Raw genomic sequence first — 13,780 nt, 5'->3', positions numbered from 1 at the left:
AGCCGCTGTCCGGTCCCCGCAATACGCGGGTGGCCGGAGGCGGCTTTTTTCGTGCCTGCGGGGCACCGGGGAGTTCGAGCGATGAAGATTGCAGAACTGATGCGCGAAGGTTTCGACTATGCCGGCGGCGGCGCGGATGTGGATCCGATCCCACGGCAGAAATCGAGCTTCTGGGAATCGGGCCATACGCCGACGTTGATCGCGGCGTTTCTCTATTTCGATCTGGCGTTCATGGTCTGGGTGCTGCTCGGCCCGCTGGCCCCGGAGATCGCCAAGACCCTGCACCTCACCGCCGCGCAGAAGGGGCTGATGGTCGCGACACCCACTCTGGCCGGTGCGCTGCTGCGTGTCGTCAACGGGTTGCTGGTCGACCGGATCGGCCCCAAGCGCGCCGGCGCGATCAGCCAGGTGATCGTGATCGCCGGGTTGTTCACGGCTTGGGTGATGGGCGTGAACAGCTTCGCCGGCACGCTGGCGCTGGGGGTGATCCTCGGCTTTGCCGGCGCGAGCTTCGCGATCGCGCTGCCGCTCGCCAGCCGCTGGTACCCGCCCGAGCATCAGGGCAAGGCGATGGGGCTCGCGGGGATGGGCAATTCGGGCACCGTGCTCGCGGCCTTGTTCGCGCCGACGCTCGCCAAGCTGTTCGGCTGGAATGCGGTGCTGGGGCTGGCCTGCATCCCGCTGGCGCTGGTGTTCGTCGCCTACATGATCATGGCGAAGGACGCGCCCAACGCGCCGGCGCCGAAGAAGCTGACGGCCTATTTCCAGCCGCTCAAGGTGGCGGACGCGTGGTGGCTGATGGGCTTCTACGCCGTCACCTTTGGCGGCTTCGTCGGGCTGGCGGCGTCGTTGCCGATCTACTTCACCGATCGCTTCGGGCTGACCAGCGTCACCGCCGGCTATTGCACCGCGGCCTGCGTGTTCGCGGGCTCGCTGGTGCGCCCGCTGGGCGGCGCGCTGGCCGACCGGATCGGCGGGGTGAAGGCGCTGTCGGTGGTGTTCGTCGTCGCGGCGCTGGCACTGGCCGGGGTGAGCGCGGCGCAGAGCGTCGGCAGCGCGCTGGCGCTGTTCGTCGTCGCGATGCTCGCGCTCGGTACCGGCAACGGCTCGGTGTTCCAGCTCGTGCCGCAGCGCTTCCAGGTGGAGATCGGGGTGATGACCGGGCTGGTCGGCATGGCCGGCGGAATCGGCGGCTTCTATCTCGCCTCGTCGCTGGGCTTCGCCAAGCAACTCACGGGGAGCTTCTCGGCCGGGTTCCTGATCTTCGCCGGGCTCGCGCTGGTGGCGATGGCGGGGCTGACCGTCGTCAAGACCCGCTGGCGCGCAAGCTGGACGAGCGGCGCGCGCATCTGAACGGGCAGGGGCGGACCGCGGGTCCGCCCCTTCATCGGGGGATTCCTCATGAAATCGATGCTGTTGACGGCGGCCGGGCTGGCCGTCGCGGGCCCCGCTTGTGCCCAGGAGATCAAGCCGCTCGCCGAGGCGCGTCTGCGCTACGAGCATGTCGAGCAGGACGGACTGGCGCAGGATGCCGAAGCGCTGACGGTGCGGGTGCGCGCCGGGGTGCAGGCCGCGACCGGGCCGTGGACCGCCTTGATCGAGGCGCAGGGCACGATGGCGGTGGTCGACGATTATTATGACGGGCTGCACGGCGCCGCGACGCGGCCGCTGGTCGCGGATCCGGAGAATGTCGCGCTGTACCGCGCGCAGCTTCAGTACAAGGCCAGGGGCGTCGCGGTGACCGCGGGGCGCCAGCGGATCGCGCTCGACGACGAGCGTTTCGTCGGCAATGTCGCCTTCCGGCAGAATGCCCAGACCTTCGACGCGGTGCGGGTCGAGCTGACGCCGGTGAAGGGCTTCAAGGCCGATGTCAGCTATGCGTGGAGCGCGCGGACGATCTGGGGCGTCGAGGGCAATGCCGCGCGGCAAGCGGCGGTGGGCGGCGACAATGTCTTCGCCAACCTGTCCTGGGCGTCGCCGGCGGGGACGCTGACCGGCTTCGCTTATCTGGTCGATCAGGACGAAGCGTCGGTGCAGGGCTATCGGCTATCGAGCCAGAGCTATGGCGTGCGGCTTGCCGGCGCGCAGAAGTTCTCGGCGGCGGCGAAGCTTTCGTACCAGGCCAGCTATGCCCGCCAGTCGGAATATGGGGGCAATCCCAACGACTATCGCACCGGCTATTATCTGCTCGACGCGGGGCTCGAGGTCTCGGGGTTCAAGCTGGGCGGCGGTTATGAGGTGCTCGGCGCGGACGCGGGGGCGGCGCTGACATCGTTCCAGTTTCCGCTCGGCACCAACTTCAAGTTCCAAGGGTGGGCCGACAAGTTCCTGACCACGCCGCCCGACGGCGTGCGCGACCTTTACGGGAGCATCGGCTGGGGCACGAAGGCGCTGGGCCCGTTCAGCGGCGTGAGCCTGCAGGCGGCCTATCACCGCTTCGAGAGCGATCGGCTGGTGCGGCACTATGGCGACGAGATCGATCTGCTGGCGAGCGGCAAGCTGGGCAAGACGACGGTGTCGCTGCGCTATGCGGACTATAGCGCGGACCGGTTCGCCACCGATACGCGCAAGCTCTGGCTGCAGCTGGATTGGAACCTATAGCCTCTCCGTCATCCCGGCCTTGCGCCGGGATCCACCGGGAGGCAATCGAGAAGCAAGAGCTCATAGCCAAGAGCCTGGTGGAACCCGGCGCAAGGCCGGGGTGACGTTTGGGAAGCGGCAGCTATTTTGCTGCAATGCAAAATTCGCACTTGAACATCGCCCGCCGAATCAGCATCATGGACACGAACGGGCAATGTAGTTCGTACGAGACATAGCCGCCGCTCCCAGGGTAGGGAACCGGAGGTGCATCGATCGGCAGACCGCCGGTCAGGGTGAATTGGCAAGGCCGCCATGCAGGCGCTGGATTTCTCCAGCGGCCCGCATGGCGGCCTTTTCGCGTTTGGAGCTTGCGCATGGAGCTTGTTGGAGATGGCTGGACCGGCGAGGCGGCGGAAGGGGCACCCGATGTGCCCGCGCGCCGCGAGCACCTCGTGGTGGTCGGCAACGGCATGGCGGGGTGCCGCGCGGTAGAGGAATTGCTGGCGCGCGATCCCGATCGCTACCGGGTGACGATCTTCGGCGCCGAGCCGCATGTGAACTACAACCGGATCATGCTCTCCCCGGTGCTCGCCGGCGAGAAGAGCTTCGACGAGATCGTGATCAACGGGCTCGAATGGTATCGCGACAATGGCATCGAGCTGATCGCCAGCGATCCGGTGACCGCGATCGACCGCGCGGGCCGGACGGTGACGTCGCGGAGCGGCCGCAGCCTCGGCTATGACAAGCTGCTGATCGCGACCGGCTCGGATCCGTTCATCATCCCGGTGCCGGGCAAGGACCTGCCCGGGGTGATCAGCTTCCGCGACATGAGCGACGTCGACGCGATGCTCGCCGCGGCCGAAGCCGGGAAGGCCCAGGGCGGCGGCGAGGCGGTGGTGATCGGCGGCGGTCTGCTCGGGCTCGAGGCGGCGCACGGGCTCAGCCTGCGCGGCATGAAGGTCACCGTGCTCCATCTGATGCCGACCTTGATGGAGCGCCAGCTCGACGAGGCGGCGGGCTGGCTGCTCAAATCGGCACTCGAAGCGCGCGGGCAGACGATCCTGACCGGCGCCGACACCGCCGAGATCCTCGGCACCGACGCGGTCGAGGGGGTCAAGCTCAAGGACGGCCGGGTGATCCCGGCGAGCCTCGTGGTGATGGCAGTGGGCATCCGCCCGAGCACCGCGCTGGCCCGCGAGGCCGGGCTCGCCGTCGGCCGCGGCATCCAGGTCGACGATCACATGGTGACCAGCGACGCCAATGTCCTCGCGGTCGGCGAATGCGTCGAGCATGACGGGCAGGTCTATGGCCTCGTCGCGCCGCTGTGGGAGATGTGCCGCGCGCTCGCCGACGGGCTGGTCGAGCGCCACACCGGCTACAAGGGCTCTGTCACGTCGACCAAGCTCAAGGTCTCGGGGATCGACGTCTTCTCGGCGGGCGACTTCTCGGGCGGCGACGGCGCCGAGGACATCGTCCTGCGCGACGCCAGCCGTGGGGTCTACAAGCGCGTGGTGGTCAAGGACGACCGCATCGTCGGCGCAGTGCTCTATGGCGATACCGGCGACGGCAGCTGGTATTTCGATCTGCTCAAGAAGCAGGAGGACGTCTCGCAACTGCGCGACGTGCTGATCTTCGGCCAGGCCTTCGCCTCGGGAGGAGGCGCCGCGGACCCTAAGGCGGCCGTTGCGGCGCTCTCGGACGATGCCGAGATCTGCGGCTGCAACGGCGTGACCAAGGGACAGGTGGTCGCCTGCATCGAGAAGGGCGCGTGCAGCCTCGACGCGGTGCGCGGGGGCTGCAAGGCCTCGGCAAGCTGCGGCTCGTGCACCGGGCTGGTCGAGAACCTGCTCGCGCTGACCCTCGGCGACGAGGTCCAGGCGGGCCCGAAGACGATGTGCAAATGCACGAGCTTCGGCCATGACGATGTCCGCCGCGAGATCGTCGCGCAGGGGATGAAGTCGATCCCCGAAGTGATGCAGAAGCTGCACTGGTCGACGCCCGACGGCTGTTCGAGCTGCCGCCCCGCGCTCAACTACTATCTGCTCTGCGCGCTGCCCGGCGACTATCAGGACGACCAGCAGAGCCGCTTCGTCAACGAGCGCATGCATGCCAACATCCAGAAGGACGGCACCTATTCGGTGGTCCCGCGGATGTGGGGCGGGATCACCACCCCGCAGGAGCTGCGCGCGATCGCCGACGTCGTCGAGAAGTACGACGCGCCGATGGTCAAGGTGACCGGCGGCCAGCGGCTCGACATCTTCGGGATCAGGAAGGAGGACCTGCCCGCGGTCTGGGCCGATCTCAACGCCGCAGGGATGGTTTCGGGGCATGCCTATGGCAAGGCGCTGCGCACGGTGAAGACGTGCGTGGGCTCCGAATGGTGCCGCTTCGGCACGCAGGACTCGACCGGGCTGGGCGTCAAGCTCGAGCGCGGCTTCTGGGGCAGCTGGATGCCGCACAAGTTCAAGATGGCGGTCTCGGGTTGCCCGAGGAACTGCGCCGAGGCGACGATCAAGGATTTCGGCGTGGTCTGCGTCGACTCGGGCTACGAGCTCCATATCGGCGGCAATGGCGGCATCCATGTCCGCGCGACCGATCTGCTGGTGAAGGTGAGCAGCGAGGAAGAGGCGATGCACTATGCCGCCGCCTTCGTTCAGCTCTACCGCGAGGAAGCGCGCTATCTCGAGCGCACCGCGCCGTGGATCGAGCGGATCGGCCTCCAATATGTCAAGGATCGCATCGTCGAGGACGAAGCGGGCCGCGACACGCTCGCCGCGCGCTTCTGGTATTCGCAGAGCTTCAGCCAGGACGATCCCTGGGCCGAACGCGCGGCCGGGCAGGAGCGCGAGCAGCACGCGCACATGGCTGCATTCAAACCCCGTCTGGAGGTGATCGCATGATCGGCGAATGGCTCGATATCGGCTGGCTGCACGAGATCCCGGTACGCGGCAGCCGCACCGTTCCCGTCGACGGCGGCGAGGAGATCGCGGTGTTCCGCACCGGCGACAATCAGGTGTTCGCGCTGGTCAACAAATGCCCGCACAAGGGCGGCCCGCTGAGCCAGGGCATCGTCCACGGCCACAGCGTCGCCTGCCCGCTGCACAATTGGAACATCGCGCTCAAGACCGGCGAGGCGCAGGGCAACGACAAGGGCTGCACGCCGGTGATCCCGGTCAAGGTCAATGGCGGCCGCGTGCTGATCTGCCGCGCGGGCGCGCTGAAGGCGGCGGCGTGAAGATAGGACGGCATAGGCCCTTCCCCTTCAGGGGAGGAGACGGGGGTGGGGGAGGTCTCACCGGGATCCCCACTTGCGGTGACTGCCCCACCCCGACCGTTCCCCTGAAGGGGAGGGGCTAGATGGACGCCGTCCGCACCACCTGCGCCTATTGCGGTGTCGGCTGCGGCATCCTCGCGACGCGCACCGGCGAGCGATCGGTCGCGATCAAGGGCGATCCCGAGCATCCCGCCAATCACGGCCGGCTGTGCTCGAAGGGCACGCATCTCGGCGAGACGGTCGGGCTCGAGGGGCGGCTGCTCCATCCGATGATCGGCAAGAAGCGGGCGAGCTGGGACAAGGCGCTCGATCTGGTGGCGAAGCGCTTTCGCCAGACCATCGCCGAGCATGGGCCCGACAGCGTCGCCTTCTATGTCTCGGGCCAGCTGCTCACCGAGGATTACTATGTCGCCAACAAGCTGATGAAGGGGTTCATCGGATCGGCGAACATCGACACCAATTCGCGGCTGTGCATGTCGAGCGCGGTGGCCGGGCACAATCGCGCGTTCGGCGAGGACGTGGTGCCGGCGAGCTACGAGGATCTCGATTCGGCGGACCTGTTCGTGCTGGTCGGCTCGAACACCGCCTGGTGTCATCCGGTGGTCTATCAGCGCATCCGTGCGCGCTGCGACGCGGGCGCCAAGCTGGTGGTGATCGACCCGCGCCGCACCGAGACCGCCGACGAGGCCGATCTGCATCTGCCGATCCGTCCGGGCAGCGACGTCGCGCTGATGAACGGCCTGCTCGCGCATTGCCGCACCAACGGGCTGATCGACGAAAGCTTCCTCGCCCGCAGCGTCAGCGTGCCCGAGGATTTCTGGGACAAGGTTGGAGAGGGAAGCGACCTGTGGTCGGTGGCGAAGGCATGCGATTTGCCGCCCGCCGACCTCAGGCGCTTCTTCGAATTGTTCGCCGCGCACCCGCGCACCGTCACTCTGTTCAGCCAGGGCGTGAACCAGGCGCTGCGCGGCACCGATCAGGTCAATGCGATCGTCAATGTCCACCTCGCCACCGGACGGATCGGCAAGAAGGGCGCGGCGCCCTTCTCGATCACCGGCCAGCCCAATGCGATGGGCGGCCGCGAGGTGGGCGGGCTCGCCTCGACGCTGGCGGCGCATATGGACTTCGCGGCCGACAATGTCGCGCGGGTCGAGCGCTTCTGGGCGGCGCCGAACATGGCGTGCAAGCCGGGGCTCAAGGCCGTCGACCTGTTCCGCGCGGTCGGCGAGGGGCGGATCAAGGCATTGTGGGTGATGGCGACCAACCCCGCGGTGTCGATGCCCGATGCCGGGCGGGTGCGCGAGGCGCTGGCGGCGTGCCCGTTCGTCGTCGTCTCGGACGTGATCGCCGAGACCGATACCAGCAAGTTCGCGCATGTCCGGCTTCCCGCCGCCGCGTGGGGAGAGAAGGACGGGACGGTCACCAATTCGGAGCGGCGGGTCAGCCGGCAGCGCGCGCTGCTCGACTTGCCGGGCGAGGCGATGCCCGACTGGTGGATCGTTGCGAACGTTGCGCGGCGGATGGGGTGGCGGACGGCGTTCGCCTATGACCGGCCGGCCGAGATCTTCCGCGAACATGCCCGGCTCTCGACCTATCAGAACGACGGCGCGCGGCTGTTCGCGCTCCCCGGCCAGGCGGCGATCGGCAACGAAGCGTACGACAAGTTGGCGCCGTTCCGCTGGGGCGGCGAGCCCTTTGCCGAGGGGCGCTTTCCGACGCCCGACGGCAAGGCGCGGCTGGTGCCCGTCCAGCAGGGGCCGCTGCACGAGCCGCTGCCCAAATGGCCGATGACGTTGAATACCGGGCGGTATCGCGACCATTGGCACACGATGACGCGCACCGGGCTGAGCCCCAAACTCGCCCGGCATCGCGACGAGCCGCTGGTCGAGGTGCATCCCGACGACGCCGCCGAACTGGGGCTGACTGACCGCGGACTGGCACGCGTATCGACGCCGCAGGGCGAAAGCGTGTTCCGTGTCACCTTCAGCACCGGCCAGCGCCGCGGCGAGCTGTTCACGCCGATCCACTGGACCGACCAGCAAGCGACCGGCGGACGCACCGGACTGCTGCCGCGGCCGCTGGTCGATCCGCATTCGGGCCAGCCGGGGTTCAAGGCGACGCCGGCGGCGATCGCCCCGGTCGCGCTGGGCTGGCGCGGCTTCCTGCTCGCCACCGGCGAGGCGAAGCGGCCCGACTGCCTGTGGGCGACGCGGGTGCGCGTGCCGGGCGGCGTGCTCTACGAGCTCGCCGGCGAAGGCGAGCCCGGCCAGCTCGATGCACTGCTGCCCAAGGGCGAGCGCGTCGAGGCGTTCGACCGCGCGCGCGGATCGCGGCGCGTCGCGGTGCTGCAGGACGGCAAGCTCGCGGCGGCGCTGTTCGTCACCCGCGAAGGGCTGCTGCCGTCGCGCGACTGGCTGATCGCCCAGATCGGCGAGGCGGCGGGGCCGGCGGTGCTCGCCGGCGCGCCGCCGGGCGCGCGCGAGGATCGCGGGCCGATCGTCTGCCTGTGCTTCGATGTCGGGCTCAAGACGATCGTCCAGGCGGTGGCATCGCAGCAGCTGACCAGCGTCGAGGCAGTCGGCGCGGCGCTGTCGGCCGGCACCAATTGCGGCTCGTGCCGCCCGGCGATCCGCCGGCTGATCGAAGAGAGCAGGAGTGCGGTCAATGGCTGACGAAGCGATTCTCCCGGGCGAAGTCTGGCTGGTCGGCGCCGGCCCCGGCGACCCCGATCTGCTGACCCGCAAGGCCGAACGGCTGCTGCGCGCGGCCAGCGTGGTATTCTACGACGCGCTGGTCGGCGAGGGGGTGCTGGCGCTAATCCCCGACCATGTCCGGCAAGTACCGGTGGGCAAGCGTTCGGGGCGGCATTCGAAAGATCAGGGCACGATCGATGCGCTGCTCGTCGAGGCGGCGCTGGCCGGCGAGCGCGTGGTGCGGCTTAAGGGCGGCGATCCGTCGATGTTCGGGCGTTCGATGGAGGAAGTCACGGCACTGGCCGAGATCGGCGTGCGCGCGCGGATCTGCCCGGGGGTCACCGCCGCGAGCGCGGCGGCGGCCTCGGCCGGGATCTCGCTCTCGCTGCGCGGGCTGGCGCGGCGGGTGCAGTTCGTCACCGCGCACGCGCGCGCCGGCGAGGCGCTCGACCTCGACTGGGCGGCGCTGGCCGATCCGGCGTGCACCACCGCTTTCTATATGGGCCGATCGGCGGCCGCCGACATCAGCCGCAACCTGATCGCGCACGGTCTCGATCCGAAGACGCCGGTGCTGGTCGCCTGCGACGTGAGCCTTGCGAGCGAGCGCTGCCTGCGCACGCGGCTCGACCTGCTGCCGCTCGCGGTGCAGGCGGTGACCGAGGGCAAGCCGACGCTGATCCTCATCGGCGAGGCCGTGCGGCAGGAGGAGATGGCGCTCGTCGCACGCGCGGCGGCGAAGGCGGACCGGTGATGCGCGTGCTCGGTGCGGTGCTCGCGGGCGGCAAGTCGCGGCGCTTCGGCAGCGACAAGGCGCTGGCGCATTATGGACCGCGCTGCCTGATCGATCGCGCCGTCGACGCCTTGCGCGCGCAGACCGAGGGGCTGGTGATCTGCGGGCGTGAATGGCGCGGCCTGGCGGCGCTGCCCGACCGGCCGGTGGCCGATGCGGGGCCGCTCGGTGGTCTCAACGCGGCGCTCCACCATGGCGCCGCGGCGGGGTTCGACGCGGTGCTGTGCATTCCGCTCGACGTGCATCCGCTGCCCGGCGATTTGCGCGCGATGCTTGAAGGCGCGGGGCCGCGGGTGCTGGCCTCGCAGCATGCGATCGGTTTCTGGCCGACCTTGCTCGCCCCGGCGCTCGAGGCGCAGCTGGCTGCGGGGCATCGCGCGATCGGAAGCTGGATCGCGCGCGCGGGAGCGGTTCGCATGGCGGATGCACATCTCGGGCTCGTCAACATCAACACGCGCGCCGATTTGGGCGCGCTGGCGGCCTGATCCGGCGGCGCTATCGCGTCAGCGTGTCGATCGCGGTGAGGTAGCGGCGGCCGACCGGGATGGCGGCGCCGCAGGCGAGGTGGATCAGCGCCCGGCCGGCGCCGTCGCGGCAGACCTGACGGACGCCCCGCGCGTTGATCACGGTCTGGCGGTGGACGCGGACGAACCCCATCGGGGCGAGGCGATCGGCAAGCTCGCTGAGCGTGGCACGGACCAGATGCGCGCGACCATGCGCGACGATCTCGCTGTAATTGCCCGCCGAGCGGATCAGCACGACATCGTCGGCGCGGACACGGAGCAGGGGCGCTTCGGGGAAATCGAGCCAATCGCCGGGCGCCGCGGGCGTTGGCAGCGGCGCCGGCACGTCGAAGTGCAGCGCGGGCCGCGGTTTCGTCGCGAGATGCTGCTCCCAGGCGAGCAGGACCAGCAACATCGTGGTGCCGAGGATCGCGACTCGCGGCAGGAAACCGGCAAAGGGCGACACCGGCGGCAGCGCGCAGCCCGGGTCGATCGGCGCGGCGAGGATCTGGGTCGACAGCGCGTCGGCGATCGCCACCGGCACGAAGGCGAGCGCGACGAGAAGCAACCGCGAGCGCTGCGGCGCCAGCATCGCTTCGCGCAGCCGATCGCGGAACACCCAGCCGAGCGTGATCAGCGCGCCCCAGACCAGCGCGACGGTGAAATCATTCTCGGGGTTCGCCGCGGCCGGTCGGGGCGCGGGAACGGTGTCGCCGCCGCGCAGGCCATAGCCGAGCAGAAAGGCGAGCGCGGCCAGCACCGCGGCACCGCTGCCGGAGATGCTCAGGTCCGAAATCGACTCGCGGGGCCTCGTCGCCATGCCCGCAGGATAGCGCACCCGTACGCGCGCGCGAACGGCCGTTCGTCACGCGGACGTGACGTTCGTCCCAATCCGCTCCCGAAGCATGCGCGGCTGCGGGATTCGAGCAACCCGAGGGGCGAACGAAAGGACCATAGTCGATGCGTATTTCCCTATGTTGTCTGTCGCTGCTCGCCACTCCCGAGGCCTGGGCCCAGCAGGCGCAACCCGTCCCGGCGCCCGTGCCGCAGGGCCGCGACGTCGTCCGCGCCGCCGACGATGCGTTCGGCCGGCGCGTGGGGATCGAAGATGTCGGGCTCTACAGCGAGAGCGAGGTGCGCGGTTTCGACCTGCAGAGCGCGGGCAATTACCGGATCGAGGACCATTATTTCGTCCGCGCCATCGGCTTGCCGCTGACCTTGATCGATGGCACCGCGATCCGCGTCGGGGCCAATGGCTTGCGCACCGATTTCGCCGCACCCTCCGGCGTGGTGCAATATGATCTGCCCGATGTCGCACCGGGAACCCGCGCGCGCGTCGAGACGGGGTGGTGGGGCGGCAGCGGCCCGGTGCTTTCCGCGCGCGTCACCACCGCTTCGGCGGATGGCGATCTCGGGCTGGTGGGCAGCATTCAGGCCAACCCGCTGCAGGACTATACCGACGGCACCGGGGGCGATTTCTTCGCGGCCGGCATCGTGCCGCGCTGGTCGCCGCTGCCCGGCGTCAAGCTCACCGGCATGTACGGGCGGACCTGGTTCGAGCGCGGCGGCGACACCGTGTTCGCCACGACCGACGGAACGCCGCCGCCCGAGGTGGTGCGTGGACCCGAGCGCTCGCAGCCATGGATGGAGCAGCGCACCGAGACGACGCAGGCCGGGCTGATCGCCGATGTCGACGCGGGGCGCGGATGGGCGTTCGGCGCCTCGGCGTTCCTGTCACGCGTCCATGACCAACGGACCTATTTCAACCTGATCCGCTTTCCCGCGGGCGGCGGCCCGGTCGAGGAAAGCGCGCAGGCATTCGGCAACGAGCGGTTCCGCTCGCTTTCGGGCGAAGTGACCGCGGCGAAGAGCTTCGCCACCGGCGTGATCGCGATGGTGCGGCGGCGCGACAGCCTCGCGTCGATGGGGCCGGGGACCGCGTTGCCGCTGGTGCGGTTCGCCGATGTCGACGCGCCGGTGGCGATCCCCAAGCCCGGATTCGAGATCGATCCGCGCCGCAAGCGCGACACGGTCGGGCAATGGGCGGGCGGAGTCGGCTATCGGCTGTCGATCGGCAGCGCGGCCGAGCTGCGCGCCGATGTCCAGCGCGCACACTATACCAAGACGGTGCGTGCGCTCGACGGCAGCGAGACTCGCGAGACGACGCGGCCCTGGCTCTACAGCGCGGCGATCACCGGCGCGATCACGCCCGATCTCACCGTGTTCGCCAGCTATGCGCGCGGGCTCGAGGAGGCGGGTGTGGCGCCCGGCAATGCGGCCAATCGTGGCGCGGTGCTGCCCGCGGCGCTGTCGCGCCAGGCCGAGCTGGGACTCAAATACCGCATCCCGGGCGGGCCGACCTTGATCGCGGGGCTGTTCGATCTGTCCAAGCCGCTGCCGGGGCTCGACGCCAATGGGGTTTACGGGTTCGTCGGCGAGGTGCGGCATCGCGGCGTCGAGCTGTCGCTGGCGGGGCCGATCACCGGGCGGCTGAGCGCGGTGCTGGGGGCGACGTTGCTCGATGCGCAGATCGGCGGCGAACTGGTCGATGCCGGCGTGATCGGATCGCATCCGATCGGCCGGCCCGAAGCGATCGCGCTCGCCAATCTCACCTGGCGCGTTCCCGGCGTCGAGGGACTGGCGATCGACGGCGGCGTCAATTTCCGTGGGCAACGCTATGCCAATCGCGAGAATAGCGCGACGCTGCCCAGCTACGCGATCTTCCACGCCGGGCTGCGCCAGCGCTTCGAAGTCGAGGGCCAGCCGCTGACCGTGCGCGCGCGCGTGACCAATCTGCTCGACAAGTTCGTGTGGAATGCCAGCAATGCCGGGCTGTTCACGCCCAATGGCAAGCGCGTGGTCACGCTGACGGTGACGGGGGAGATTTAGGGGAAGCGCTGCAATTCCTCCCTCGCGTAGCGGGGGAGGGGGATCGGCCGCAGGCTGGTGGAGGGGGCATCTCCGCGGGCCGTCTCGCCTGTGGAGATGCCCCCTCCGTCGCCTTCGGCGCCACCTCCCCCGCTTGCGCGAGGGAGGATTTCAGGAAAGCGCTCAGCTGCGGATGAACGCGAGCAGATCGGCGTTGATGATATCGGCATGGGTGGTCGCCATGCCGTGGGGCAGGCCCGGATAGGTCTTGATCGAGCCGTGCTTGAGCAGCTTGATCCCGATCAGCGCCGCGTCCGCGATCGGAACGATCTGGTCGTCCTCGCCGTGGAGGAGCAGCACGGGCACGTCGATCTTCTTGAGATCTTCGGTGAAGTCGGTCTCCGAAAAGGCTTTGACGCAATCATAATGCGCCTTGATCCCGCCCATCATGCCCTGGCGCCACCAATTGTCGATGATGCCCTGCTTCACCTCGGCGCCCTCGCGGTTGTAGCCGTAGAAGGGGCCGGTCGGCAGATCGATGTAGAATTGCGAACGATTGTTGGCGACGCCGGCGCGGATGCCGTCGAACACCTCGATCGGCAGGCCGCCGGGATTCGCTTCGGACTTGAGCATGACCGGCGGGACCGCGCCGATCAGTACGGCCTTGGAAACGCGGCCAGCCTCGGCGCGGGCGACATAATGGGCGACCTCGCCACCGCCGGTCGAATGGCCGACATGGATCGCGTCCTTGAGGTCGAGCGCCGCGGCGAGCGCGATCACATCGGCGGCATAGGTGTCCATCTCGTTGCCGGTGTCGGTCTGGGTCGAGCGGCCATGCCCGCGACGGTCGTGCGCGATGACGCGGTAGCCATGCTCGAGGAAGAAGAACATCTGCGTGTCCCAATCGTCCGCCGAGAGCGGCCAGCCATGATGGAAGACGATCGCTTGGGCGGTCTTGGGACCCCAATCCTTGTAGAAGATCTCGGTGCCGTCGCTGGTGGTGATGAAAGGCATGGCCCTGGTCCTTGTGAAAGTGATGCACCGGGGGAAGGCCGGCGTCTGTCCGCGTACG

Annotated in this window: 10 protein-coding genes; 8 read left to right on the top strand and 2 right to left on the bottom strand. The window is 69.1% G+C overall.

Going from position 1 to position 13,780, the window contains the following annotated elements; genetic code table 11:
- Positions 1-99 precede the first annotated feature (99 nt).
- The 7 genes from E5A74_RS07545 to E5A74_RS07515 all read left to right on the top strand — a co-directional run bounded on the left by E5A74_RS07545 (position 100) and on the right by E5A74_RS07515 (position 9,822).
- Positions 100-1,353: a nitrate/nitrite transporter gene (locus E5A74_RS07545; protein WP_135983768.1), complete on the top strand. Its 1,254-nt coding sequence runs from the start codon at positions 100-102 to the stop codon at positions 1,351-1,353.
- Positions 1,354-1,401: 48 nt separating this feature from the next.
- Positions 1,402-2,601: an alginate export family protein gene (locus E5A74_RS07540; protein WP_135983624.1), complete on the top strand. Its 1,200-nt coding sequence runs from the start codon at positions 1,402-1,404 to the stop codon at positions 2,599-2,601.
- A 353-nt stretch (positions 2,602-2,954) separates the two neighbouring features.
- Entirely contained in the window at positions 2,955-5,480 is a 2,526-nt protein-coding gene (nirB, locus tag E5A74_RS07535; RefSeq protein ID WP_135983623.1) for a nitrite reductase large subunit NirB, read from the top strand.
- A complete protein-coding gene (gene nirD, locus E5A74_RS07530; protein ID WP_206365795.1) occupies positions 5,477-5,815 on the top strand; it encodes a nitrite reductase small subunit NirD in 339 nt (112 codons plus the stop codon). Before nirB ends, nirD begins: the two co-directional genes overlap by 4 nt.
- A gap of 122 nt (positions 5,816-5,937) precedes the next feature.
- Positions 5,938-8,526 carry a nitrate reductase gene (locus E5A74_RS07525; RefSeq protein ID WP_135983622.1) on the top strand — a complete coding sequence of 863 codons (2,589 nt, stop codon included), beginning with the start codon at positions 5,938-5,940 and terminating at the stop codon, positions 8,524-8,526.
- Positions 8,519-9,298: a uroporphyrinogen-III C-methyltransferase gene (cobA, locus tag E5A74_RS07520; RefSeq protein WP_135983621.1), complete on the top strand. Its 780-nt coding sequence runs from the start codon at positions 8,519-8,521 to the stop codon at positions 9,296-9,298. The genes E5A74_RS07525 and cobA overlap by 8 nt, the downstream gene beginning before the upstream one ends.
- Positions 9,298-9,822: a molybdenum cofactor guanylyltransferase gene (locus E5A74_RS07515; RefSeq protein WP_206365794.1), complete on the top strand. Its 525-nt coding sequence runs from the start codon at positions 9,298-9,300 to the stop codon at positions 9,820-9,822. The genes cobA and E5A74_RS07515 overlap by 1 nt, the downstream gene beginning before the upstream one ends.
- Before the next feature lie 10 nt (positions 9,823-9,832).
- Here the strand turns inward: E5A74_RS07515 and E5A74_RS07510 are convergent, their stop codons facing one another.
- The gene (locus E5A74_RS07510; RefSeq protein WP_135983619.1) at positions 9,833-10,660 is read right to left on the bottom strand and encodes a LytTR family DNA-binding domain-containing protein; all 828 of its coding nucleotides are present in this window, start codon (positions 10,658-10,660) and stop codon (positions 9,833-9,835) included.
- Between the two features lie 140 nt (positions 10,661-10,800).
- Here E5A74_RS07510 and E5A74_RS07505 point away from each other — a divergent pair, with 140 nt between their 5' ends.
- Positions 10,801-12,729 carry a TonB-dependent siderophore receptor gene (locus E5A74_RS07505; RefSeq protein ID WP_135983618.1) on the top strand — a complete coding sequence of 643 codons (1,929 nt, stop codon included), beginning with the start codon at positions 10,801-10,803 and terminating at the stop codon, positions 12,727-12,729.
- Between the two features lie 162 nt (positions 12,730-12,891).
- On the opposite strand, the gene E5A74_RS07500 is transcribed toward E5A74_RS07505, so the two are convergent.
- Positions 12,892-13,722 (bottom strand): alpha/beta fold hydrolase, encoded by an 831-nt coding sequence (locus tag E5A74_RS07500; RefSeq protein WP_135983617.1) that lies wholly within the window; start codon positions 13,720-13,722, stop codon positions 12,892-12,894.
- Between the last annotated feature and the right edge of the window lie 58 nt (positions 13,723-13,780).

Origin of the sequence: Sphingomonas naasensis, assembly GCF_004792695.1 — a bacterium.
GTDB classification, from domain to species: Bacteria; Pseudomonadota; Alphaproteobacteria; order Sphingomonadales; family Sphingomonadaceae; genus Sphingomonas; species Sphingomonas naasensis.
Note: the sequence above shows the minus strand (reverse complement) of the source record. Positions and strands in the feature narration are given on the sequence as shown.